The organism is Micromonospora sp. SYSU B005 (genome assembly GCF_055362685.1).
This window is the reverse complement of sequence record NZ_JAXCFU010000001.1, coordinates 617,240-634,321: the sequence shown is the minus strand read 5'-3', so window position 1 is coordinate 634,321 and position 17,082 is coordinate 617,240. Positions and strand designations below refer to the sequence as shown.

General features: G+C 73.4%; 18 protein-coding genes. 14 read left to right on the top strand and 4 right to left on the bottom strand.

Translation table 11 applies throughout. The features are described 5' to 3' along the window. Nucleotides 1-39: 39 nt before the first annotated feature. Entirely contained in the window at nt 40-1,179 is a 1,140-nt protein-coding gene (locus SM452_RS03040) for a glycerophosphodiester phosphodiesterase (RefSeq protein WP_463839254.1), read from the top strand. Between the two features lie 235 nt (nt 1,180-1,414). Here SM452_RS03040 and SM452_RS03035 read toward each other — a convergent pair whose 3' ends face one another. Beyond that, nucleotides 1,415-1,642 carry a GntR family transcriptional regulator gene (locus SM452_RS03035; protein ID WP_064446847.1) on the bottom strand — a complete coding sequence of 76 codons (228 nt, stop codon included), beginning with the start codon at nt 1,640-1,642 and terminating at the stop codon, nt 1,415-1,417. A 277-nt stretch (nt 1,643-1,919) separates the two neighbouring features. Between SM452_RS03035 and SM452_RS03030 the strand changes: the two genes are divergently transcribed. From SM452_RS03030 to SM452_RS02995, 8 genes are all read left to right on the top strand, one after another. Further along, nucleotides 1,920-2,222: a DivIVA domain-containing protein gene (locus SM452_RS03030; protein WP_262013139.1), complete on the top strand. Its 303-nt coding sequence runs from the start codon at nt 1,920-1,922 to the stop codon at nt 2,220-2,222. After that, complete coding sequence (locus SM452_RS03025; protein WP_047894639.1) at nt 2,219-2,464, top strand: hypothetical protein; 246 nt, start codon at nt 2,219-2,221, stop codon at nt 2,462-2,464. The genes SM452_RS03030 and SM452_RS03025 overlap by 4 nt, the downstream gene beginning before the upstream one ends. A 216-nt stretch (nt 2,465-2,680) precedes the next feature. Next, a complete protein-coding gene (locus tag SM452_RS03020) occupies nt 2,681-3,883 on the top strand; it encodes a substrate-binding domain-containing protein (RefSeq protein WP_128136766.1) in 1,203 nt (400 codons plus the stop codon). A gap of 3 nt (nt 3,884-3,886) precedes the next feature. Beyond that, the gene (locus SM452_RS03015) at nt 3,887-4,630 is read left to right on the top strand and encodes an ABC transporter ATP-binding protein (protein WP_269703935.1); all 744 of its coding nucleotides are present in this window, start codon (nt 3,887-3,889) and stop codon (nt 4,628-4,630) included. Then, nucleotides 4,630-5,358, top strand: coding sequence for an ABC transporter ATP-binding protein (locus SM452_RS03010; RefSeq protein ID WP_151501176.1), 729 nt, complete (start codon nt 4,630-4,632; stop codon nt 5,356-5,358). The genes SM452_RS03015 and SM452_RS03010 overlap by 1 nt, the downstream gene beginning before the upstream one ends. After that, nucleotides 5,355-6,245: a branched-chain amino acid ABC transporter permease gene (locus SM452_RS03005; RefSeq protein ID WP_013288704.1), complete on the top strand. Its 891-nt coding sequence runs from the start codon at nt 5,355-5,357 to the stop codon at nt 6,243-6,245. Before SM452_RS03010 ends, SM452_RS03005 begins: the two co-directional genes overlap by 4 nt. Then, entirely contained in the window at nt 6,242-7,351 is a 1,110-nt protein-coding gene (locus SM452_RS03000) for a branched-chain amino acid ABC transporter permease (RefSeq protein ID WP_463839253.1), read from the top strand. The genes SM452_RS03005 and SM452_RS03000 overlap by 4 nt, the downstream gene beginning before the upstream one ends. A 129-nt stretch (nt 7,352-7,480) precedes the next feature. After that, nucleotides 7,481-8,236 (top strand): SDR family NAD(P)-dependent oxidoreductase, encoded by a 756-nt coding sequence (locus SM452_RS02995; RefSeq protein WP_463839252.1) that lies wholly within the window; start codon nt 7,481-7,483, stop codon nt 8,234-8,236. Nucleotides 8,237-8,294: 58 nt separating this feature from the next. Here SM452_RS02995 and SM452_RS02990 read toward each other — a convergent pair whose 3' ends face one another. Beyond that, the gene (locus tag SM452_RS02990; RefSeq protein ID WP_355506059.1) at nt 8,295-9,080 is read right to left on the bottom strand and encodes a hypothetical protein; all 786 of its coding nucleotides are present in this window, start codon (nt 9,078-9,080) and stop codon (nt 8,295-8,297) included. A gap of 180 nt (nt 9,081-9,260) precedes the next feature. On the opposite strand from SM452_RS02990, the gene SM452_RS02985 reads away from it, so the two are divergent. The 4 genes from SM452_RS02985 to SM452_RS02970 all read left to right on the top strand — a co-directional run bounded on the left by SM452_RS02985 (nt 9,261) and on the right by SM452_RS02970 (nt 14,683). Next, complete coding sequence (locus SM452_RS02985) at nt 9,261-11,102, top strand: BTAD domain-containing putative transcriptional regulator (RefSeq protein WP_463839251.1); 1,842 nt, start codon at nt 9,261-9,263, stop codon at nt 11,100-11,102. Further along, nucleotides 11,099-13,216: a DEAD/DEAH box helicase gene (locus SM452_RS02980; protein ID WP_463839250.1), complete on the top strand. Its 2,118-nt coding sequence runs from the start codon at nt 11,099-11,101 to the stop codon at nt 13,214-13,216. Before SM452_RS02985 ends, SM452_RS02980 begins: the two co-directional genes overlap by 4 nt. A gap of 146 nt (nt 13,217-13,362) precedes the next feature. After that, entirely contained in the window at nt 13,363-13,593 is a 231-nt protein-coding gene (locus SM452_RS02975) for a heavy-metal-associated domain-containing protein (RefSeq protein ID WP_013288699.1), read from the top strand. After that, nucleotides 13,586-14,683 (top strand): hypothetical protein, encoded by a 1,098-nt coding sequence (locus SM452_RS02970; protein WP_463839249.1) that lies wholly within the window; start codon nt 13,586-13,588, stop codon nt 14,681-14,683. The genes SM452_RS02975 and SM452_RS02970 overlap by 8 nt, the downstream gene beginning before the upstream one ends. A 21-nt stretch (nt 14,684-14,704) precedes the next feature. On the opposite strand, the gene SM452_RS02965 is transcribed toward SM452_RS02970, so the two are convergent. Continuing rightward, nucleotides 14,705-15,124 carry a helix-turn-helix domain-containing protein gene (locus SM452_RS02965; protein WP_026268433.1) on the bottom strand — a complete coding sequence of 140 codons (420 nt, stop codon included), beginning with the start codon at nt 15,122-15,124 and terminating at the stop codon, nt 14,705-14,707. A 192-nt stretch (nt 15,125-15,316) separates the two neighbouring features. On the opposite strand from SM452_RS02965, the gene SM452_RS02960 reads away from it, so the two are divergent. Then, nucleotides 15,317-15,742, top strand: a complete 426-nt coding sequence (locus SM452_RS02960) for a hypothetical protein (RefSeq protein ID WP_355506069.1) — start codon at nt 15,317-15,319, stop codon at nt 15,740-15,742. A 38-nt stretch (nt 15,743-15,780) separates the two neighbouring features. Here the strand turns inward: SM452_RS02960 and SM452_RS02955 are convergent, their stop codons facing one another. Beyond that, nucleotides 15,781-16,929, bottom strand: coding sequence for a class I SAM-dependent methyltransferase (locus SM452_RS02955; protein WP_463839248.1), 1,149 nt, complete (start codon nt 16,927-16,929; stop codon nt 15,781-15,783). Nucleotides 16,930-17,082 lie beyond the last annotated feature (153 nt).

Sequence of the window (17,082 nt, the reverse complement as noted above, 5' to 3'; positions counted from 1 at the left end):
CGGTCTGCTGTGCGTACCCATCGACGACAGGAGACGGCGTTGCGACGTACCCTTTCCGCCCTCGGCGTGACCGGCGCGCTGCTCGCGGCCGCGGCTGTGGTGGTGCCGGCCGTGGCCGCCCAGGCCGGCCCCGACCACCGCGCCGCCGGCCCGGACACCCGCGCCGAGCAGGCCCGCGCGCCCCAGCGGCCGATCGTGATCGGCCACCGGGGCGCGAGCGGCTACCGCCCGGAGCACACCCTGGAGGCCTACCGGCTCGCCATCCGCCAGGGCGCCGACTTCATCGAACCGGACCTGGTCTCGACCAAGGACGGCGTCCTGGTCGCGCGGCACGAGAACGAGATCTCCGGTACGACGGACGTGGCCGCCCACCCCGAGTTCGCCGGCCGCAAGGCGACGAAGACCATCGACGGGGTCACCGTCACCGGCTGGTTCACCGAGGACTTCACGCTGGCCGAGCTGAAGACGCTGCGGGCCAAGGAGCGGCTGCCGCAGGTGCGCGTGGCGAACGCCGCGTTCGACGGCAGGTTCGAGATCCCGACGTTCCAGGAGGTCATCGACCTGGCGCGGGCCGAGTCGAAGGCCCGTGGCCGGACCATCGGTGTCTATCCGGAGACCAAGCACCCCACCTACTTCGCGTCGATCGGCCGCCCGCTGGAGGAGCCCCTCGTGGCGGTGCTGCGCCGCAACCGGCTCACCCACCGCGCCGACCCGGTGTTCGTGCAGAGCTTCGAGACCGCCAACCTGCGCAAGCTCGACAAAATGATCGACGTACGGTTGGTGCAGCTCATGGACGCGTCCGGCGCGCCCTACGACTTCGTCGCGGGTGGCGACAAGCGGACCTACGCGGACCTGGCCACCCCTGCGGGACTGGCCGGGATCTCCCGGTACGCCGACGGTGTGGGCCTGAACAAGAACCTGATCGTGCCCCGGGACCCGGCCGGACGACTGCTCGCGCCGACAGCGGTGATCCGGGACGCGCACCGGCAGAAGCTGGTGGTGCACGCGTGGACGTTCCGGGCCGAGAACCAGTTCCTGCCGGTGGACTTCCGGATCGGCACCGACCCGAACGCGCGTGGTGACATCACGTCCGAGTACGAGCTGTTCTTCGACCTGGGCCTGGACGGCGTGTTCAGCGACCACCCCGACACGGCGGTGGCCGCCCGAGCCAGCCGCTGACCCTGCTCCCCTGTGACGGGTGCCCGCCGCAAGCGGCGGGCACCCCGTTCGCGTTTTTCCCCGCCCCGTTGCGCCCGGCCGCTCCCTAGATCTTGGTACGAAACGGCCCCTCCGAGGGCCATTCCGTACCAAGATCGGTGGGGTGGGGCGGGGCTCGGCGCGGGGCGGGCGCCACTTCGGGGGAGTGGCTGCTTCCGGGCGCGATGATGCCGCCACTTCGGCGTAGTGGAGTTGATCAGGCGGGGGGTTCGGCTACGTAGGTGCCTCGGCCGGGCTGGCCGGTGATCAGCTCGCGATCGTGCAGTAGTGAGAGAGCGCGGGACGCCGTGTTCATGTGGACGCCATAGGCTTCGGCGAGTTCACGGGTCGAGGGCAACTTGTCGCCGGGCTTCAACTCGCCACTCTTGATCTTTGCGGCGAGTTCGTTGGCGATCTGACGATACGGCGCTTCGGCTGTAGGCATGGTGAGGACTCCGGTCGGTTCGGCACCTCCGATCATGCCGGGCCTACACCAGTAACTGCAACAAGCGGAAAGCCCGATGTGGACGCTCGACCTACACAGGTATTTTGGGTAGGCTGACCGCGTCCGGCTCCGGTTGGTTCGGCAAACCTCGGGAGTCGGACCCGGATTGGGCTCCGGGGTCGTACCGCCGAACGGGCTGCGGTCTCGGGGTCGGCGGCCCGCCCGCGTCCCCTGTCTGCGGGCGGGTCGCCTCCACGGCTCGGTGAGGAGGATCGGCGTGCGTAACGTGCTCAACCTGTTCCAGCCAACCCGGCGACGTGGCAAGGGAGGGCCGCCCAACCAGGGCTGGTACCGCTCGGACTCGTGCCGGCCGCTGAGCGTCGGGCAGATCCGCGAGCGGCGGTTCCGCACCGTGCGGCACGGGCTCGACCCGGCGGAGGTGCACGCCTTCCTCTACCGGGTGGCCGGTGACCTGGCGCTGGCCCGGCGCGACGCGTCCCGGTACGCCGAGGAGAACACGCGCATCAAGGCGGCGCTCAAGAGCTGGCAGTCCCGGTTCACCCCGGGCGCGCAGCGGTGAGCCGGGAGCGGTTCGTCGTACACCTGCCGGTGCTCGCGGCCGACCTCGACGGCGCGCGGGGGTTCGCGCGTGCCATCTGCCGGGCCCTCGGGTTCCTGGCCGACGTGGAGCGCGCCGGGACCACCGTGTCGCGGGAGGACGAGCAGTCCGTACGCCACTGGGTCTGGTGCGACCGGCCGCGCGACGGTGGCCGGCGGTGCGCACGGGCGGCCGACCACGACGGGGACTGCGGCGGGCGGTGACCGGCGCGCGATGGCGTGGGCCGACATTCCCGGCGAGGTGCGCGTGGTGGGTGCGGCCATCCCGGGTCGGCGCGGTTACGTGGCGATGTCCGGCGTTGTAACGTGCGGCCACCCCGTCACGGGGACTTGTGTGCGCCGACCACATAGCCCGTGGGTGACGTCACTTCTAGCGTGAGCCGACAACTGACATTCCCCCTGTCCTCACCTGGAGTCGCAATGACGATCCGGCACACGCGACGGGTGTTCCTTACCGCCGCCACCTCGGTGGCGGTCGCTCTGGCCGCCACGGCCTGTGGCAGCCCGCAGGACACCGCATCCGGCGGCGGCGACGCCGCCCCGGTCAAGGTCGGTCTGGTCTACTCCCAGTCCGGGCCGCTCGCCAGCTACGGCAAGCAGTACATCGAGGGTTTCAAGGCGGGCCTCGACTTCGCCACCAAGGGCACCGGCAAGGTCGGAGACCGCACGATCGAGGTGACCGAGGCCGACGACGCGGGTGACCCGGCCAAGGCCGTGTCCGCCGCGAAGGACCTGATCGGCAAGGGTACGAAGATCATCGCCGGGTCCACCTCCTCCGGGGTGGCGCTCCAGGTGGCACCGATCGCTGCGCAGAACAAGGTGCTGTTCATCTCCGGTCCGGCCGCCACCGACGCGGTGACCGGCGCGAACAAGTACACGTTCCGTTCCGGCCGGCAGTCCTGGCAGGACGTGGTGACCGCCCGGTCGTTCATCGGTGACGCGGGTGGCAAGAAGGTCGTCGTGTTCGCGCAGGACGGCGCGTTCGGCGACGCCAACGAGGCCGCCGTCAAGGCCGTGATCGGCGGCGCGGGCGCGAACGTCAGCAGCGTCCGGGCCCCGGCCAGCGCCACCGAGTTCACGCCGTTCGCCAGCCAGATCAAGGCCGCCAAGCCGGACCTGCTCTTCGTCGCCTGGGCGGGCACCACCGCCGGCGCCATGTGGCAGACGCTCGACCAGCAGGGCGTCCTCGCCTCCACCACTGTCGTCACCGGCCTGGACATCCGCGCCTCGTGGCCGACGTTCGGCGCGGCCGGCAGCAAGATCTCGTTCCTGTCGCACTACTTCGACGGCGCCAGCGACACCGAGGCCGCCAAGGCCGCGAAGGCGAAGGTGCCGGGCGGCACGCTCGACCTGTTCCACCCGGACGGGTTCGCCGCCGCGCAGATGGTCGTCCGCGCCGTGCAGGAGGGCGGCGACGACGTGGAGAAGATGGTCAAGGCGCTGGAGGGCTGGGAGTTCGAGGGCGTCAAGGGCACCATGAAGATCCGCGCCGAGGACCATGCCCTGCTCCAGCCGATGTACCAGGCGAAGCTCTCCGGCAGCGGAACCGCCTTCACGGCGACCGCGCAGAAGTCGCTCACCGGTGACGAGAGCGCGCCGCCGGTCGCGCAGATGAAGGGCTGACCCGTGCTCGCCACCCGCGGTCTGACCTGGCGGATCGGTGAGGTCGCCATCGTCGACTCCGTCTACCTCGATCTGGCGCCGGGGGAGTTCCTCGGCGTGATCGGGCCCAACGGCGCCGGCAAGACCTCCCTGTTCAACCTGATCACCGGCCTGCGCCGGCCCACCGAGGGCACGGTCCTGCTGGACGGCGCGGACATCACCGCGCTTCCGCCGTACCGGCGTGCCCGGCTCGGCCTGGGGCGTACCTTCCAGGCGTCCTCGGTCTTCGGCTCGCTGAGCGTGCGGGAGAACGTCCGGCTCGCCGTACAGGCACACCGGGGTGGCTCGATGAAGCTGTGGCGGCGGGCGGCGGCCGACCGGGAGGTGGCCGCCGCCGCCGACGCGGCGCTCGACCGGGTCGGCCTGCACCACAGGGGTACGGCGCTCGCCGGCACCCTGGCCCACGGCGAGAAGCGCAAGCTGGAGATCGCGCTGCTGCTCGCTGGTGAACCCCGGGTGATGCTGCTCGACGAGCCGATGGCCGGGGTGAGCGCCGAGGACGTGCCCGAGCTGGTCAGCGTGATCAAGTCGTTGACCGGGGACAGCGGCCGGGCGGTGCTCATGGTGGAACACCACATGGACGTGATCCTGGAGCTGGCCGACCGGATCGCCGTGATGCACCACGGCGCGCTGCTGGCGTGCGACACCCCGGACACGGTGATGGCGAACGCCACCGTGCAGGAGGCGTACCTGGGGGAGGCGCTCTAATGGCGGAACCTGTCCTGTCCGTGGCGGACCTGTCCGTGCGGATCGCCGGGCTGCACATCCTCCAGGGGGTGTCGTTCGAGGTCGCCCCGACCGGCGTCACCGTGCTGCTCGGGCGCAACGGCGTCGGCAAGACCACCACGCTGCGCGCGATCGTCGGGCTGACGCCGCGCGGCGGCGAGGTGCGCGGCAGCGTACGCATGGGGGCGCGCAGCCTGCTCGCCCGCCCCACCCACCGCCTGGTCCGCGACGGCCTCGGCTACGTGCCGGAGGACCGCTGCGTCTTCGCCGCGCTCACCGTCGCGGAGAACCTGCGGCTTGCCGAACGGCGGGGCGTCACGCCCGCGTACGACAAGGTCTTCGCGCTCTTCCCGGAGCTGGAGCGGCGCGGACGGCAACGGGCCGGCTCGCTGTCCGGCGGGCAGCAGCAGATGCTCGCGATCGGCCGGGTGCTGCTCAACGACAACCGGCTGCTGCTTGTCGACGAGCCGACGAAGGGGCTGGCACCGAAGGTGGTGACCGAGGTGGCCGAGGTGCTGGAACGGGTGGCGGAATCCGTGCCGGTGCTGCTGGTGGAGCAGAACCTGGCGGTGGTACGGCGGCTGGCGACCGACGCGGTGGTGCTCTCCGCCGGGAAGGTCGCCTGGACCGGCGACGCCCAGGAGCTGCTGCTGGAGACCGCGCTGACGAAGTCGCTGCTCGGTGTGGGTTCGGCGGAGGTGCACTCATGAACACAGTGGTCCTGCTGACGCTGACCGGGCTGGGCCTGGCGGCGCTGTACTTCCTCGTGGCCTCCGGCCTCTCACTGGTGTTCGGCCTCGCCGACGTGCTCAACTTCGCGCACGGGCTGTTCCTCGGCGTGGGCGCGTACGCGACGTGGTGGGCGGCGGGCAACCTGCCCGGTGCCGGCCCGGACGGGTTCGGCTTCGTGCTGGCAGTCGTCTTCGGCGTGCTGGCCGGTTCGCTCGTCGCGGTGCTGGTGGAGCTGGTGCTGATCCGGCCGCTCTACTCCCGCACCATCGAGCAGGTGCTGGTCACCGTCGGCCTGTCGCTCGCCGGGGTGGCGCTGCTCCAGGCCACCTGGGGCGCCGACCCGCGGCCGTTCCCGCGTCCGGACTGGAGCCGGGGCGTGACATCGGTGCTCGGCGCCCAGGTGCCGAACGCCGGGCTGCTGCTGATCGTCGCCGCCGCTGTGGTGCTCGGCGCGCTGCTGGCATTCCTGCGCTGGACCCGGTACGGCCTGATCATCCGGGCCGGCGTGGAGAACCGGGAGATGGTGACAGCGCTCGGCATCGACGTGCGCAAGGCGTTCACGCTGGTCTTCGCGATCGGCGGGGCCGCCGCCGCGCTGGCCGGTGCGCTCGGCGGCGTCTACTTCGGCACCGTCTCGCCGGGGCAGGGCGGCTCGCTGCTGATCTTCGCGTTCATCGTGGTGGTGATCGGCGGGATGGGCTCGGTGGTCGGGTCCGCGTACGCGGCGGTCGCGGTGGGGCTGCTGCAACAGTTCGTCAACTACTACGGCACGTCCGGGCTGGGCGACCTGTGCGTGGTCGGCCTGCTCGCCGTGGTGCTGCTGCTGCGTCCGCAGGGCCTGGCCGGGAAGGTGGCTCACGCATGACCAACTCGGTGGTCGACGCGCCTCCGGCGCAGGTGCCCGACGAATTGACCCCCGGGCGTTCCCGCTGGCACGGACTGCGCCCGTACCTGCCGTTGGTGGCCCTGGTGGTGGCGGCCGTGCTGCCGTACTCGACGCTGCACCTGCCCGGGATCTTCGAGGGGCCGCTGAACTCGCCCGGCACGCTGCAACTGCTCGCCATCTGCCTGGTGTTCGGCGGGCTCGCGGCCGGATACGACCTGCTGTTCGGCCGTACCGGGATGCTCTCCTTCGGCCACGCCCTCTACTTCGCCGCCGGGGTCTACGGCACCGACATCCTGGTCACCAAGGCCGGGCTGCCGCTGTGGCAGGCCGCCGTGCTCACGGTGATCGGCGGGACCACGCTCGCCGCGCTGCTCGGCGCGGTGGCCCTGCGTACCGTGGGTATCGCGTTCGCCATGGTGACGCTGGCGTTCGCGCAGGTCGGGGCGATCCTGGTGGCCCGCGACTTCGGCGGCCTCACCGGTGGCGAGGAGGGGTTGCCGCTGGATGTCTCGGGGCTGCCGGCGGCGCTGGTGGGCGTCACCAACACGGTGAACCTGTACTGGCTGGCGCTGGCGTACCTGGCCATGGTGGTCCTCGTGGTGCACCGGGTCAGCGCCTCGCCGACCGGGCGGGTGCTCGCCGGGCTGCGCGACGACGAGCGGCGCATCGGGGTGCTCGGGCTCGACCCGTACCGGTTCAAGCTCGTGGCGTTCACGCTGGCCGGCGGTCTCGCGTCGGCCGGCGGGGTGGTCTACGTACTGATCGTCGGCGGCGCCAGCCCGCACATCACCTCGTCGGAGCTGACGCTGTCGCTGCTGGTCATGGTGGTGCTCGGCGGTCCCGGTACGCGGTGGGGGCCGGTGCTGGGCGGCGTCCTCTACATGTACCTGGACCACCGGCTCACCGCGTTCGGCAGCAGCGATGCGGTGAACAGCCTGCCCGCGTTCCTCAGCCACCCGCTGAGCCAGCCCCTGTTCGTGCTGGGCACGGTGTTCATCCTGGCCGTCTACTTCTTCCCCGGCGGCCTGGCCAGCCTCCGCTCCCGCCTGACCCCCGTCCTGAAGGCCCTCCGCCGCCCCCGCTGACCCGCTCCCCACGCCCCGGCGATCATGAAGTTAACGGCACGACACGCCGTGTCCGACCGCGCTAACTTCATGATCGACCGGGGCAAGGTCGTGGCAGGGCCGGGCAGGACGCGCGGAAGGGGAGAGGTCATGGGGGAGCAGGAGCGGCGGCTGGCTGTGGTCAGTGGGGGTGGGACCGGGATCGGGGCTGCCGTGGCACGGGGGCTCGTGGGCGACGGGTTCGACGTTCTCGTGGTGGGGCGGCGAGGGGACGTGCTCGACGCCGCCGCGCGGCGGATCGGTGACGAGAGCGGACGGGACGGGGCGGTCACCGCTGTCGTCGCCGACCTGACCGATCCGGGGCAGGTCGGCGCGGTGGTGGACGCGGTCGGGGAACGGGCCGTGGACGCCGTCGTCAACAACGCCGGCGGTTACCTCGGCGGGTCGACCGACTCGCTCGGCGGGGTGGCGGACTGGTGGCGGGCCAACCTGGACGCCAACGTGCTCACCGCCGTCCTGCTCACCGAGGCGCTCCTGCCCGCCCTGCGCCGTCCCGGCGGCCGGGTGGTCCTGCTCAGCTCGATCGCCGCACAGCGCGGCGGCGCCGGGCCGTACTCGGCCGCGAAGGCCGCGCTGCACGGCTGGGCGTACGACCTCGCGGCCCAGCTCGGCCCGGAACAGATCACCGTGAACGTGGTCAGCCCCGGCTACGTGGCCGAGACCGAGTTCTTCGGCGACCGGATGACGCCGGAGGGGCACGCCAAGCGGGTCGCCGCCACGCTCGTCGGCCGGGCCGGTGTGCCGGACGACATCGCGGCGGCGGTGCGCTACCTGGTCGGCCCGTCCGCCGGGTACGTCACCGGGCAGGTGCTCGGCGTCAACGGCGGATCGGTGCTCGGCCGCTGACACGCGTGAGGGGCGGCGGCCCCCCGTGTGGCCACCGCCCCTCGCGCTCACGACGTGGTCAGCCGTTGAGCATCTCGTACGCCGACGCCGGCGCCTTCTGCACCTGCGAGCCCGTCGGCGCGCTGATCTTCGGCGCCTTGCCGAAGTCGTAGTACTTGGCGACCAGCTTCATCGCCTTCTGCTTGCCCGCGGCCGGCAGCTCCAGGGTCAGCGAGGTGAGGTTGCCGTCCGGCCCGACCACGGCGGTGAACGGCACCTTCTTCGCCGCGTCACCGAGCGCGGTCACGTCCACCGTGGTGAAGCTCTCGCGGATGTCGGCGTTCGCGGTCAGGTCGGCGAACCCGCCGTACGTGCCGTCGCCCCGGTCCTCGACCGTCTCCGCGGTCCGGATGACGGCGGCCGTGTTGGCCGGGTCGGCGTTCTGGTAGACCGGCACGTCGGAGGCGTCGTCGAGCTTGGTGCGGTCCAGGAGCATCCAGCGCTTGGGCAGCTTCATCATGTCCTGCAGGCCGGCCATGCCGGTGATCTTGACCCGCATCCAGATGTCCTCCTCGATCACGCGGAAGGTCATCCCCATGGTGAACTCGGGGTCCTGGCTCTTCTCCGACATGGACAACTCGAGGCCGCGCGTCGCCGGGTCGACCACCCCGTCGAACTTGTCCGCGCCCTCGATGGTGGAGAACCGGAAAGCCGGGTCCTTCTCGTCCGGCACGGCGGCCAGCAGCGCGGCCTTCGGGTCGGCCGACGGGCTCGGCGCCGGTCCGGCGCTCTCGGTGGCGTCCCCGGTCCCGCACCCCGCGGACAGGACGGTGGTGGCCAGCACGGCCGTCGCGAGAGCCGCCATCCGCCGGAGGCTGCCGGCGGAACCGATTCGCTGCGTCATGGTGTTCGACTCACTTTCCCAGGTGATTGTTGCCGGGTAAGTATCGTCAGACGTCACGGCGGCCTCGCTGCCGATATGCTGCCGTCCGACTGCCGTCGGCCACCGTGGGCGACGGCAGCCGACACGGGGGCGGAAACTCGCATGTCAGAGGCGCTGCGCTTCGAACTCCTCGGCCCGCAGCGGGCCTGGTACGCCGACCGTCAGATCGATCTGGGCCCGGCGAAGCAGCGGGCGGTGCTGGCCGTGCTGCTGCTCGCCGCCGGCCGGCCCGTACCGAGCGGGCAGATCGTCGAGGCGGTCTGGCCGGACGAGGCACCGGTGAACGGCCTCAACGTGGTGCAGAAGCACGTGGCCGGTCTGCGCCGGGTGCTGGAACCGGACCGGTCGCCGCGTACGCCGGCCCGGGTGCTCACCCTCACCGACGCCGGCTACCTGTTGCAGGTGCCGCCCGAGGCGGTGGACGCGGTGCGCTTCGAGCGCGGCGTGCGGCGTGCGCGGTCGGCGCAGGTGGCCGGGCGTACGGAGGAGGCGCTCGCCGAGGTGAGCGCCGCGCTGGACCTGTGGCAGGGGGAGCCGTTCACCGGGTTCGCCGGGCCGTACTTCGACGCGGCCCGGCACCGGCTGGTGGAGATGCGCGCGGTCGCCCTGGAGACGCGTGTCGACCTGGAGCTGGCCGACGGGCGGCACGGCGAGCTGGTCGGCCGGCTGGTCGAGCTGGTCGCCGAGTTCCCGGTCCGGGAGCGGCTGCGCCACCAGCTCATGCTGGCGCTGCACCGCAGCGGACGGCAGGCCGAGGCGCTGGCCGCCTACCGCGACTACGCCGGGCTGCTCCGCGACGAGTACGGCATCGAGCCGGGCGAGCCGCTCCAGGATCTGCACCGGCGCATCCTGCGCGCCGACCCGGACCTCCTGGCTCAGGCGCCGCGTCGTCCGGCCGGACCCGGCGAGAGGTGGGCGGGCGGCCCGGAGCCGTCTCCGGCCCCCGCCGTGGCGCCGGCCCGGCCGCTGCCCACCGGCCCGGCCGAGAGCCCGCCCCAGCCCACCGCGTCGGCCCAGCCCACCGCGCCGGCCCAGCCCACGGTCTCGGCTCAGCTCACCGTTCCGGTGCAGTTCACCGTCTCGGCGCAGCCGGGTGGTACGTTTCCGCCGCCACCGCCCGGTGAGTCGCCGACCGGCCTGCCGCCCTGGGTCTCGCCCCCTGTCGCGCCGCTTATCGGCCCCGTGCCGCCGTCCCGGCGTCCATCCGGTGTGCCCGGCTGGTTGAGCGTCGTCGCGACTGTGGGGGGCGCGCTCGTCGCCCTGTTCTCGTTCGGCATGCTCACGTGGCTGGTGGTGCTGCTCTACGGGGTCTGGCGCCGGGGCTGGGGCAGCGTCGCCGCCGCGATCTACTACCTGGCCGTGGCCGTGACGTTCGTGGTGGTCCTGGGCAGCAGCGAGACCGAGGAGGTCAGCGGACCCGAGGCCACCCTGATAGTGATCTGGCTGACCACCTGGGCGGCGGGCGTCCCGCACGTGGTGCTGCTCAACGGCCGGCTGCTCACCTGGTTGCGCGGCCTCTGGCGTGGGCGGCCCTACGCCGACCGCAACCGGCTGCGCCGGGAGTACGCCCGTTACCTGCTCTACCAGTACCCGTCGGCCCGGGACGACCTGCGCATCGGGCGCCCCGACCTGCCCCGCGCGTACGACGACGGCGGACTGGTGGACGTCAACTCGGTGCCGGACCAGGTGATCGCCGGGCTGCCGGGACTGACCCGGTCGCAGGCGCAGCACGTGGTGGTCGACCGGCGGATGCGCGGCCCGTACACGTCGATGGAGGAGCTGGCCGCACGGTGCCTGCTGCCGGCGGCGGCGACGGACTCGCTGCGCGAGCTGCTGATCTTCCTGCCACCCGCACCGACGCCCACGCCGACGCCCGTACCGGCGCCCACGTCGCCGTCCGGCCCGCTGGAGTCGTCCGCCCTCCCTGGTAGAAATGCCGGATGAGCCAGGATCGGATGGCCGTACGGGAGCGCGCCGAGGCGGTGCTGCGGCGGCTGGCGGGTGACCACGCCCGGCTGCGCGAGGACCAGTGGCGGGCCATCGAGGCGCTGGTGGTCGACCGGCGGCGGGTGCTCTGCGTGCAGCGCACCGGCTGGGGCAAGTCGGCCGTCTACTTCGTGGCGACCGCGCTGCTGCGTGAGGGGAACCAGCACGGGCCGACGGTGATCGTCTCGCCGCTGCTGGCGCTGATGCGCAACCAGGTCGAGTCCGCTGCCCGGGCCGGCATCCGGGCCCGGACCATCAACTCGGCGAACCTGGACGAGTGGGACGAGATCACCGCCGAGATCCACGCCGGTGCCGTCGACGTGCTGCTGATCAGCCCGGAGCGCCTGAACAACCCGGACTTCCGCGACGGCGTACTGCCGAAGCTCGCCGCCACCACCGGGCTGCTCGTGGTCGACGAGGCGCACTGCGTCTCCGACTGGGGGCACGACTTCCGCCCCGACTACCGGCGGCTGCGCACGTTCCTGGCCAACCTGCCCGAGCGCACGCCGGTGCTCGCCACCACCGCCACCGCCAACGCCCGCGTCACGCAGGACGTGGCCGAGCAACTCGGCGACGCCCTGGTGCTGCGCGGCACGCTCGACCGGGAGTCGCTGCGCCTCGGCGTACTCGATCTGCCGAGCCCGGCCCACCGCCTGGCCTGGCTGGCCGACCACCTGGACCGGCTCCCCGGCTCGGGGATCGTCTACACGCTCACCGTCGCGGCGGCCACCGAGACGGCCGACTTCCTGCGCGGCCGGGGCTGGTCGGTCGCCTCCTACACCGGGCAGGCCGAGGACGCCGACCGGCGGGCCGCCGAGCAGGACCTGCTGGACAACAAGATCAAGGCGCTGGTCGCCACCAGCGCGCTCGGCATGGGCTTCGACAAGCCCGACCTGGGCTTCGTCGTGCACCTCGGCGCGCCGCCCTCGCCGATCGCCTACTACCAGCAGGTCGGCCGCGCCGGCCGGGCCGTCGAGCACGCCGAGGTGCTGCTGCTGCCGGGCGCGGAGGACGCGGCGATCTGGCGATACTTCGCCTCGCTCGCCTTCCCGCCCGAGGAGCAGGTCCGGGCCGTGCTCGCCGCGCTGGACACCGAGCGGCCGATCTCCACCCAGGCCCTCGAACCGGTGGTCGACCTGCGCCGGGCCCGGCTGGAGCTGATGCTCAAGGTGCTCGACGTGGACGGCGCGGTCCGCCGGGTGCGCGGTGGCTGGCTCGCCACCGGCGAGCCCTGGGTCTACGACGAGGCCCGGTTGCGGCGCGTCGCCGACGCGCGCGCCGCCGAGCAGCGGGCCATGCGGGAGTACGCCTCGACGTCCGGCTGCCGGATGCGCTACCTGCGGGAAGGGCTGGACGACACCGGGGCGCAGGACTGCGGGCGGTGCGACAACTGCGCCGGCCCGCTGTTCGACGCCGCCGTCTCCGACCAGGCGCTGACCGCGGCGCAGACGTTCCTCGGGCGCCCCGGCGTGCCGATCCCGCCCAAGAAGCTCTGGCCCACCGGGTTGGAGGCGGTCGGCGTACCCCTGAAGGGCCGCATCCCCCCGGCGGAGCAGGCGCTGCCCGGCCGGGCCGTGGGGCGCCTGTCCGACCTGGGCTGGGGCGGGCGGCTGCGCGGGCTGGTCGGGCCGGAGGCGCCGGACGGCCCGGTGCCCGACGACGTGGTGGCCGCCGTGGTCGAGGTGCTGAAGGCGTGGGCGCACGGCGACGACCCGTGGCCCCGGCGGCCGGTGAGCGTGGTCGCGGTCGGCTCCCGGACGCGACCGGTGCTTGTCGGCTCGCTGGCCGAGCGGATCGCCGCCGTGGGCCGGCTGCCGCTGCTCGGCCACGTCGTCCCGGCCGGGCCTGGCGGCGGCGGGCCGCGCGGCAACAGCGCCCAGCGGGTACGCGCGCTACACGACGCCTTCCACCTGCCCGACGAGCTGGCCGGCGCGCTGGCCGGGCTGGACGGGCCGGTGCTGCTGGTGGACGACCTGGTCGACTCGGGCTGGACGATGGGCATGGTGGCGCGGCTGCTGCGCCGGGCCGGCGCGCCGGACGTGCTGCCGCTGGCGCTCGCGGTGGCCGGCTGACCGGTCCGGCCGCGGGTGGGTTCCCGGCGGTGCGTGGCGGGTTCCCGGCCGGCGCGGAAAGTTCCCGGGCCGGCCGGAATGCGAGCGTCACCACCGTCGGCGGACCGTCGTCGGGCCCGCACCCGGGCGGCGGTACCGTGGGGGTCATGACCGAGCAGCGACCCGTCGTCCAGACGTACACCGTGACCGGGATGACCTGCGGACACTGCGTCAAGGCGGTGACCGAGGAGCTGTCCGCGCTGCCCGGCGTCGACGAGGTCCGGATCGATCTGACGAGCGGCACCGCGACTGTCACCAGCGCGGCGCCGCTGCCCGTCGAGTCCGTGCGTGCCGCTGTGGACGAGGCGGGTTACGAGCTGGTCGGCGGCGGTGCCTGAGTCGTCGGCCGTCACGTCCGGCACCGGCGTCGTCCCCGACGACCCCGAGGCCGGTTCCGGCGCTCCCGCTGCGCAGCCCGGGGACGCGGTGCTGGCCCGGGACGCGGCGCTGGCCGGGAACGGCGCGAGTGGTTCGGCCGGGTCGGCCGGGCCCGTCGCCGTCGACCGGGAGACGCTGCGGCTGGCCCTGGTGGTGGGCGGCCTGGTGCTCGCCGTGCTGCTCGGCTTCGGTCTCGGGCGGATGAACGCGCCGGCCGACCCGGCCCGGCCCGCCGGCGCCACGGCCGGGGTCGCCACGGGCGGCGCAGACGGCGGCGCGCACGCCCACTCACCCGGCACCGGCGCCCACACGCACGACGGCGCCACGGTCACCCAGGGCGGCGGCGACGGCGCGACCGGGCTGTCGATCACCTCGGCCGGCTACACGCTGGTGCCGTCGACCGAGCTGGTCGCGGACCGCGCCGGTGAGCTGCGCTTCCAGATTCGCGACGACCAGCGCCGGGCGGTCACCCGGTTCGCCGTCGTGCACGACAAGCCGATGCACGTGATCATGGTCCGGCGTGACCTCAGCGGCTACCGGCACCTGCACCCGACGATGGCCGCCGACGGCACCTGGTCGGTCCCGATCACGGCGCCGGACGCGGGCCCCTGGCGGATGTACGCGGACTTCACCGCGGTGGCCGACGACGGCCGCCAGGTCGCCGTGGTGCTCGGCGCCGACCTGACCGCGTCCGGCGCGTACCGGCCCCGGCCGCTGCCCGCCGCCGCCACGTCGGCCACCGTCGACGGATTCACCGCCGGGTACGCGGGCACGCCGGAGGTGGGGAAGTCGGTGCCGCTGCGGTTCCGGGTCACCGGCGCGGACGGCGCGGCGGCGGCGCTGGAGCCGTACCTCGGGGCGTACGGGCACCTGGTGGCGTTGCGCGAGGGCGACCTGGGTTACCTGCACGTGCACCCGGAGCCGGTGCGCGACGGCGACGACGTGACGTTCTGGCTCACCGCGCCGGGGCCGGGTAGCTACCGGATGTTCCTGGACTTCCAGGTCGGCGGCGTGGTGCGGACCGCCGAGTTCACGCTGACAGTGGCCTGAGCCCCGTCGCCCGCCCGGCGCTCAGCCGGCCCGGCGGACCGGGCGGCGGGCCAGGTAGCGGAGCAGATCGCGGATGTGGTGCTTCTCCTCGGCGGGCACGTTCGGGTCGGCGAGCCGATCCAGGATGACCCGTACGTCGGCCTCCACCGGGCCGTCCTCGGCACCCCGGCGGCGGGGCACCGGCCCGGCGTCGGGCAGGCCCAGCGCGCGGAACGCCGCAGCCACGGGCAGGTCGAGGGCGGCGCAGAAGCCGCGGACCTTCGCGAGTTCGGGGTAGTCCTGCCAGTCGCCGGCCAGCCAGCGGAACACAGTGGAACGGCCGACGCCGGTGTGGGTGGCGAGGTCGGTCACCGTCCAGCCGCGCTCCTCGCGCGCGGCGTCGATGGCCCGGCGTACGAAGCGCGCGAAGGCCATCTGTGGCGAAACGTCTGCGGAACCCATCCCTGGTGGATCTGTCCCCCTCCTCCGGTGGCCCGGCTCGCGCCCCGAGCCTAGTACGCCGGGCCGGAGAAGTAACTGACTGATCGGTCCGGAGGTCCCGCCGGTGAGACTCGACGACTGCGGAAGCGTGCTTCGGGTAATGCGCTTCGGGTAATAGGCTGAGGAATCCCTGGGAAACGATGGAGGAGAAGCATGGTCGAGCCGGACCGTCCCGTATCGCATCGCCCCGGCGCGGTGAGCCTCTTCTTCGTGGCCAAGGCCGCGTTGTTCGCTCTCGGCTTCTGGATCTGGCTGCTGGTGCTGGCGGTACGCGGAGGCGACGCGACCGGCGTACACCTGATCGCCGCGACCGGCGCGATCTGCACCACGCTGGCCGCGGTGGTGCTCGGGGCGCGGATGGCGTTGCAGCGCAACGCCGCCCTCCGGCACGCCGAGCTGAAGCGGATGCTGGTGGACATCTCGTGGAACGCCTTCGCCGCCGCCGGCAACGCCGAGCATGCCGGGAAGGTGGTGCCGTTCCCGAGCGCGTCGCACGACCGCGAGCGGGCATCGAACCGCGGTGAGCGGGTGTCGGTGCTGGACCGGGGCGACCGCAACCGGGGCGAGCGCGGGCGGTAGGACCGCCGCGCTCGGCGCACCTCAGCGCGCGCCTCGGCTCAGCGCTCCTCGGCCAGCAGCGTCTCCAGCCGGGGCGTGACACCCCACTGGCCGACCAGGTCGCGATACTCGGCGCGCTGCCCGTCGGCGGGCGCGCCCGCCGTCCGCCGTGCCCGGATGAGCAGGTTACGCGGCGTGTGCCGGGAGTCGACGAACTCCACCACCTCGGCGCGGTAGCCGTGCAGGCGCAGCAGCGCGGCCCGAAGCGAGTCGGTGAGCACGTCGGCGAACCGCTCCCGCAGGATGCCCTGGCGGGTCAGCAGCTCGTACGGCGCGGGCGCCTGACCGGCCCGGAGCTGGGCGGCCAGGTCGTGGTGGCAGCAGGGCGCGGCGAGCACCCAGCGGGCGCCCCAGCGCACCGCCCGGGCCAGCGCCTCGTCGGTGGCGGTGTCGCAGGCGTGCAGCGCCAGCACGAGGTCGGGCGCCGGGTCGACGGGCGCCTCGGCGATCGTGCCGGCCACGAAGCCGACCCGGTCGGCCCAGCCCAGCCGCTCGGCCAGCTCGGTGTTGCGGCGGCGCTGGTCCTCGCGCACGTCCACCCCGACGAGCGTCACGTCCAGGCCGCGCTGCACCAGATAGCGGTAGGCGGCGAAGGTCAGGTACGCGTTGCCGCAGCCCAGGTCCACCACCCGCAGCGGGCCGGTGAGGTCGTCGGGCAGCGTGGCCGCCAGTGCGCGCAGGAACGCGTCGACCTGGCGGCGCTTGGCGGCCGAGCCGCCGATCTCCCGGAACAGGGGGTCGCCGGGGTCGAGCAGCCACTCCTTGGCCCGGTCGTGCCCGCCCGGCTCGGCGGCCGGACGGCTGGCCGCCGCGCGGTGCACCTGCGCCTCGCCGGACTTGGTCACCCGGAGCTGGAGCGTCGCGTCGGCTGTCTCGACGTGCCAGTTGCCGAACGGCTCGGCGAGCAGTTCGTCTACCGCCGCGCCGGCCTCCGTACCCGGTGCCACGTTGCGGGTGTGCGGCCGTGATCCGTCGGAGACGGCGATCTGCAACCGGGGGCCGGCCTTCAGCGTGACCGGGCGCAGCTCCGCGCGTACCACCGAGGGACGCTGCCCACGACGGCGCCCGGCGGCGACCGCGCGGGTCAGCCCCGGCGCGAGCAGCAGCGCCCGCACCTCGGCGAGCGCCGAGTCCAGCGCTTCCGGCATCAGTACCTACCTTTCCTGGCCCCACCGCCGTCCGCCCGGGGGGCGCCCGGCCCGGCGATCATGAAGTTGACGGCGCGACACGCCGCGCGCGCCACCGCCAACCTCATGATCGTCGCAGTGAGGGAGTGAGCGAGTGGGCGGGGGAGGGGCGGG